We start from the raw sequence: 6,000 nt of genomic DNA, 5'->3' as shown, positions 1-6,000 counted from the left end.
TATCGCATTGGGGACGAGCAGGGGATCGGTTCCGCCGGAGATCTGGTGTTATGTCCGCCGGAGACGTCGTTTCAGCGCAGCATCAGGATGCCGCTGTCGTTTCATTATTTTCATTTCGATTGGGTTCACCGCGATACGGGAGAAGTGGTATCTGCGGCGCTGGCCGAACGGCATTTGCTGCCTTGCCATCTGCCGCTGGCGCGTACGAACCGCCTGCAATCCGTCTTCGGCTACTTGCGCTCGTTCCCGCACGCCAGCGTCCAGAAGCCAGTCCTTCGATGGGTCGAGCACATGGTTGACGATTTGCTGTTTATGTTTATGACGGAGCGCCATCTTGTCCCTCTTCGTCTCGACAGGCCCACCACAGACCCGCTCATGGATCAAGCGGCGCTGACCATTCGTCAACACGCTTTCGAAGAGCTGAACCTGCACAGGGTCGCTTCTGCCTACGGATTGACACCCGTGCAATTTTCCCGGCGCTTTACGGCTGCCTTTAAAATGACCGCGCATGATTATTTGACGACCTTGCGTCTGGAACGAGCCTGCAAACTGCTGCAGGAAACGACCCTGAACCTGGAAGACATCGCAGAAAAATGCGGATATCGCAACGGCTCGTACATCAGCCGGCTGTTTGTCAAAAAGCTGCAGACGACGCCGTCTGAGTTTAGGGCAGCCCATCGCTTGTAAACTCGATGAACCGGGAAAAGAGCGCAGTGGCGCGGCCATGTACCGCAAGTTTCTGGGATTTAGCTTCACATTCCACCATCAGGCCACGATTCGGTTGGCGCCTTGGACCATCTCGCGATTCAAAGAGTAGGTACGGGAGAAAACCAACCGAACTAGGCCGATGTCGATGGAAGACCGAATCTCACGGCTGAATCGCAATGTGACGGGATGGATCGGCTATTTCCAACTGGCCTCAGCCAAGTCGCACTGCGAACAAGTTGACCAATGGATACGCAGACGCCTCCGCATGTGCCTATGGAAACAGTGGAAAGGAGTCCGCACGCGCATCCGTGAGCTCCGAGCTTGGTGTACCGGAGTGGGCCTTCTTCGTGATGGCCTACTCACGCCGCGGAGCTTTGGAAATGTCCCGGAACACAAATAACGCCCTTCCGACTTCCTACTGGGAAGCGAAAGGGCTGAAAAGTCTACTTTCTCGTTACTTGGAATTTCGTTAATCTTTTGGAACCGCCGTATGCGGACCCGCATGTACGGCGGTGTGGGAGCTCGGGGGCTAGCCGCCCCCTGCTACTCGATTTATGTAGAATAGAGCATTAGTTGTTTGATAATATTTAGTGCTCCGATGTTGCTTCAGTACAGTAAACACAATACCCCATTCATCGATCCTTCTTTTTCTCAGAATTACAATTGGATGGCATTCGTACCCTCGTGTCCAATTTGGATTCGACCTCGCATGTTTAGTCGGCACAATATCGAGATGACAGCCAAATATCCGGAGCTGCTTGATCCTCCGTTTGACTCCGGAACGATTATTGACGGCGAGCATATGTTGACGGACGAGAACGGAAAGCCCGATTTCGAGCTTTGCATGTCGCGTTTCCATTCCAAGAAGTCGAAGCTGCGCGTCACATTCGTTGCTACCGTATACCGCCGCCCGCGACCTCCCGCATATAGCCCTTGTACTCGACGATGGAGAAGAAGCACGTTGCCGCATCGTAGCTCATGCGCCGGCCCCCTTTCCGGACAAGCGCGCCGCCTCGTCCGCGGTCAGCACGCCAGCGAACAGCTCGACCTCGCGTATGACGCCGGAGAAGTGGCATTGCGGCCCTTTGCCGAGCGTGAGCGGCAAGCCGGCCAGTGCCGCGCTGTCGATCGTTCCGGCGTCGCAGGCCGCCTCGGACACGAGTGCGCCATCCACGTACAGCTCAAGCTTGCTCCGGTCGTATGTCACGACCGCGCGATGCCAGCCGTCGGCGAGCGATGTGTCATGCGTCGCCAGCGGATCGCGGCTCAAGCTCCACACCTTGCCGCTCGGCAGCGTGCCGGCGAACAGCTTGCCGTTGTACACCGCCATCGACCAGACGCGGCGGTAGCGGATATTTGGGTCAGGCTCCTCCAGAACGGCGATCTTCTCCCAATTCCGCTCTCCGTTGTAGCGATACACGAAGCCGCCCGGCAAGGTGCCGCCGTACAGCTTGCCGTTGAACACCGAGACGCCCATCACCTCGAGCTCCTCGTCCATCAGCCCGTAATCGCTCCACTCCGTGCCGCCCTCGTAACGCAGCATCCGGGCTTCATGCCAGATGCCCATCAGCAGCCGGTTGTGGAACGTCGAGAAGCAGTACACCTGCGAGCAGGTCGGCACATTGCCGCAATACGTCCACGGCTCGTCGAGCTTGCGCCGGTATACGCCGCCGCTGCTGTTGCAGCCGATGTACAAATCGCCCTGATGCGGCGCCAAATTGAACGTGCGGATGTTGCCCGCCGGACCGGGCGCGCCAAGCGGCTTGCAGTTGCCGTGCTCGTCGTAGGCGAACACGCCGTGCGGGTAAAACGACATCGCGATCAGTCGATCGTCATAAACCGTGAGCGCGCCCACGCTGTCGTTATCCGGCACCGGCAGCTCGCCGAACAGCTCCCACTCCTGCCCGCCCTTGTACCGATACACGCGGCCACCGGGCTCGATATTCGGCGAATCCGGCAAGGACGAGCCGCCCGCCCGGTAACGCATCGTCCCGGCGTACAGATGGCCTTTGAACTCGGCGAACGCATAGACTGAGTTGCTGTCGTCGGGATAGCCGCAATCCATCCACTCGCCCGTCGCATTGTCCAGACGAAACACCCGGCCGCGGTTATCGACGGCGTTGTCGAACGTGCCGGCGTACAGATGGCCGTCATGCACGCACAGCGCGCTGATCATCCGGCCATTGCCGGGGCTGCCCCAGTCGCGCCAGACGTCTTCACCCTTCGCCGTACTCCAGCCGAACTGCAGATTGCGCCAGTTGGACTGGGTCGATGTCACGCCGGCTTGCGTCAGCACCGACAAGTGCCAGCCTTCCATCTTCTCCACCGTGTACACGCTGGCGAGGCCGCCCGGCAGGAAGCCTTTGCCGTCCTTCACCTGAAACTGCAGCGACAGGCTGAACGGACGGCTGCCGTTCGTTTCCTCCGTTACCGGCAGCGACACCGCCGAGCCGATGCCGTCAAACACCGCGCCTTCCTTGTTAAACGTAACGGCCTGTCCGACTCCGTGACGTCTGTGTTCGGTCACATCGTCCGTATTCGTTCGCAACGGCCAGTATCCGATACGTGTTGCCTTTTCCGTCATCGACAACCACTCCTTGTTTTCCATATATGCCCCTCCCTTCAGCGCGTTGCCGCCAGCAGGAATTCGACCGGTGCAGGCCGAATGGTTACGTTAGCATAGAGAGGGAAGGACGAGCCTTCATGTCTTACCATTCGGACAACAGCCTGTCGTACGAATCTTTGAAGATTACAGCGAACATCGGCGATCTGCGCCTGGAGCTTCTGCTGGATGCCAGCTTCGGGCCGGACCCTTTCAACGTTTGGCCGAAAAACCATAACCATTATGCCTTCGAGGTTCACTGCTTTTTATCCGGACGGGGCAGCTGCATCGTGGACACCGACGAAATTCCGGTCCAATCCGGCGACGTGCTGATCTTCGGACCCGAAGTGTATCACCGGTTCAAGGAAGCCCCTAGTCATCCCATCCGGCGCTATATCGTGCAATTCAACTATACACGGGCAACCGGCTCGGGCCGTCGCGGACTCGATCCGGAAACGCGTGACATTGCCGCCACCTTGGAGGCGATCCGCCATTATCGGTTTCAAGACGACGGGACGATCGCGGGACTGCTGCATGGGTTGAAGAAAGAGCTGGATACGGCTTCGCTCGGCCGTTATTCCTGTATTCAAAGTTTGTTCGTGCTGCTGATCCTCCATCTCGTTCGATCGGTCAAGCTGGAAACGTATCCTTATCAACTGCCGAACAAACAGAAGGATGACATGCGGACACGCATCATCGACATGTTTTTTCACGACCGCCAGCCGATCGGCAGCCTGGAGGAGCTTGCCGCCCAATTAAACTTAAGCCCCCGGCAAACGAACCGGGTGTTGAACAAATACTACAACACCTCCTTTAAGCAGAAGCTTTTCGACACCCGTCTGGAAATTGCCAAAGACTTGCTGATCAATAGCGACCAAACCGTGCTGCAAATCGCGGAGGAGGTCGGCTACTCCGGCGCAAACAACTTTAATGACATGTTTGTCAAAAAAACCGGCGTAACGCCCGCCAAATTTCGCAAGCTGCACCGTCCCGACCCCTGATGCTCCTAATTATAAGGATCGGACAATCATATCGACAGTATGAAACGAGACGACTTTCCGCGCAGGATGTCTGGTTTCATATCGTTTGGCTTTTTTAAATGCACCTCTGCTTTTGAGCGCACTTGAGGCTCGCTCATCACGCCCCAGCTCAGGCTGGAAGGGAGGGATCTGGGAAATGGCCGGTTTTGAGCGCCAATATGGGCCAACGGAACGAGGCACAGTTGAGGGTCAAACTCATAGCCCGTTGCAAGGTCCTCTGAAATAACCCCTATTGCACTTACTTTGAGGATCGAGAGTCGATTCTTCACGTAAGTCGCTTTCAGTGCGGCATTATCGCCCTGGCGCATGCGGAGGAAGGACTGCAGGGCTTTCTTTTCCTTGTCCTCTGCTGCTATACTCTCGTTTTTTCTAATCCAGATCACGCAGATCCAGCTCCAGGCTGTCAGAGAAATCATAGTCCAGATAATTCGTCCCGACGACTCCCTCCTCCAGGAAATGCTGCAGCTGTGAATTATCTCCCCCATAGGTGTATCCAGTCAACCAATACCTCCACAGGCTCGTGCTGCCATGAGGAATCGACGACCCATAGCTCGGATAAATGGTGCGGAAAGTATCGTTCGTCTTCTCATGGCAAAACTCATTCCAGATGGTAACGCGCAGCTTGCTTCTCATTCGCACCCGCCTCCTGTTCGTTCCGCTTGATCGTTGCAAGAGCTTTCTTCTCCGGACGCTAGTCCGAGCAAATCCCGTACGTCAAGTACATTCGTGATGAGAAAATTGGAGGGCGATTACGGTTTCACTTGTATTAGAACGGCGTGCTCGAATGAGACCAACTATCCTGCCGTTAGCGTAATGAAGGCTGCCGACCTTTAATGGGTAAACTGCCTAAAATATAAAATTAATACTTAGGCTTTCGCACAATCAATTAGTTCTTAGCCCACATAGCATGCAGTACGTTTGAATTTACCATGATGAATACCTATTTAAAGGAGTGGAAATCAATGATGTTTATACCACAACCTCAGGTGTCCATGAGGCAACCACAATATCCCCCACCTGCATTCATCCCCCCAAAACCTGATGTTTCATATGTAGTTGATTGTTTATATCAATACACATATGTCTGGCTCCTGAATGGCGACAATTTCTGGTTTTATCCAACTCGCGTAGAGTACGGTGAAATTTCAGGTTATAGGTGGAATGGAGCATTTTGGATGTTTTATGGCATTGATTCAAGATTTGTTGATGCTGTAGCGTGCCCCCCTATTCCTACCCTTTACTGAAGACGAGAATTGTGTATGTAATTGCCGTTCAATTTATTTACGTTCGCAAGGCTTCCTCACTGATAAGTTGGGGCTGGTCGGTATGGTCCTCGCTAGGTTGGCTCTGGCCCGCTCCCGCCGCATCGGCTGACCCGACCATGGTGCACCGTGTTGTGGTTCCTGCCCTTCCTGGGGTGTTCCGGTGGCACAGGGACTGGCTATGATTTTGAGAAAATTAGAACTAATGCAGTTTGATGGATGCTCATCTTGATTGCACTCAGCGCCGATTTATCGTCGGAAATGAGATATTTAAGACCCGGCAGGTAATCCTATCGAATTCTTTGAGGCTCCAAGCAAATGATGGACAGAACATTATCACATTAAAGGCCGTGTAAATCGCGGCTCTTTTTAACATATAAGAGCTTTC

Annotated in this window: 5 protein-coding genes and 1 pseudogene; 3 read left to right on the top strand and 3 right to left on the bottom strand. The window is 54.8% G+C overall.

Features of this window, described 5'->3' with window-relative positions; genetic code table 11:
- Both FE784_RS38120 and FE784_RS42740 read left to right on the top strand, forming a co-directional pair.
- On the top strand, nucleotides 1–687 hold a 687-nt coding region (locus FE784_RS38120), incomplete at its 5' end, for a helix-turn-helix domain-containing protein (RefSeq protein ID WP_139607525.1).
- Nucleotides 688–692: 5 nt separating this feature from the next.
- Nucleotides 693–1,181, top strand: a pseudogene (locus tag FE784_RS42740) (group II intron maturase-specific domain-containing protein); the annotation flags it as partial.
- 503 nt (nucleotides 1,182–1,684) lie between these two features.
- Here FE784_RS42740 and FE784_RS38110 read toward each other — a convergent pair.
- Nucleotides 1,685–3,316 (bottom strand): LamG domain-containing protein, encoded by a 1,632-nt coding sequence (locus tag FE784_RS38110; protein WP_139607524.1) that lies wholly within the window; start codon nucleotides 3,314–3,316, stop codon nucleotides 1,685–1,687.
- Between the two features lie 95 nt (nucleotides 3,317–3,411).
- On the opposite strand from FE784_RS38110, the gene FE784_RS38105 reads away from it, so the two are divergent.
- The gene (locus FE784_RS38105; protein WP_176706816.1) at nucleotides 3,412–4,311 is read left to right on the top strand and encodes an AraC family transcriptional regulator; all 900 of its coding nucleotides are present in this window, start codon (nucleotides 3,412–3,414) and stop codon (nucleotides 4,309–4,311) included.
- Between the two features lie 26 nt (nucleotides 4,312–4,337).
- Here FE784_RS38105 and FE784_RS38100 read toward each other — a convergent pair whose 3' ends face one another.
- Nucleotides 4,338–4,733 carry a hypothetical protein gene (locus FE784_RS38100; RefSeq protein ID WP_139607522.1) on the bottom strand — a complete coding sequence of 132 codons (396 nt, stop codon included), beginning with the start codon at nucleotides 4,731–4,733 and terminating at the stop codon, nucleotides 4,338–4,340.
- Nucleotides 4,720–5,022: a hypothetical protein gene (locus FE784_RS38095; protein WP_139607521.1), complete on the bottom strand. Its 303-nt coding sequence runs from the start codon at nucleotides 5,020–5,022 to the stop codon at nucleotides 4,720–4,722. The genes FE784_RS38100 and FE784_RS38095 overlap by 14 nt, the downstream gene beginning before the upstream one ends.
- Between the last annotated feature and the right edge of the window lie 978 nt (nucleotides 5,023–6,000).

This window comes from Paenibacillus hemerocallicola, assembly GCF_006265175.1.
Taxonomy (GTDB): Bacteria; Bacillota; Bacilli; order Paenibacillales; family NBRC-103111; genus Paenibacillus_AB; species Paenibacillus_AB hemerocallicola.
Note: the sequence above shows the minus strand (reverse complement) of the source record. Positions and strands in the feature narration are given on the sequence as shown.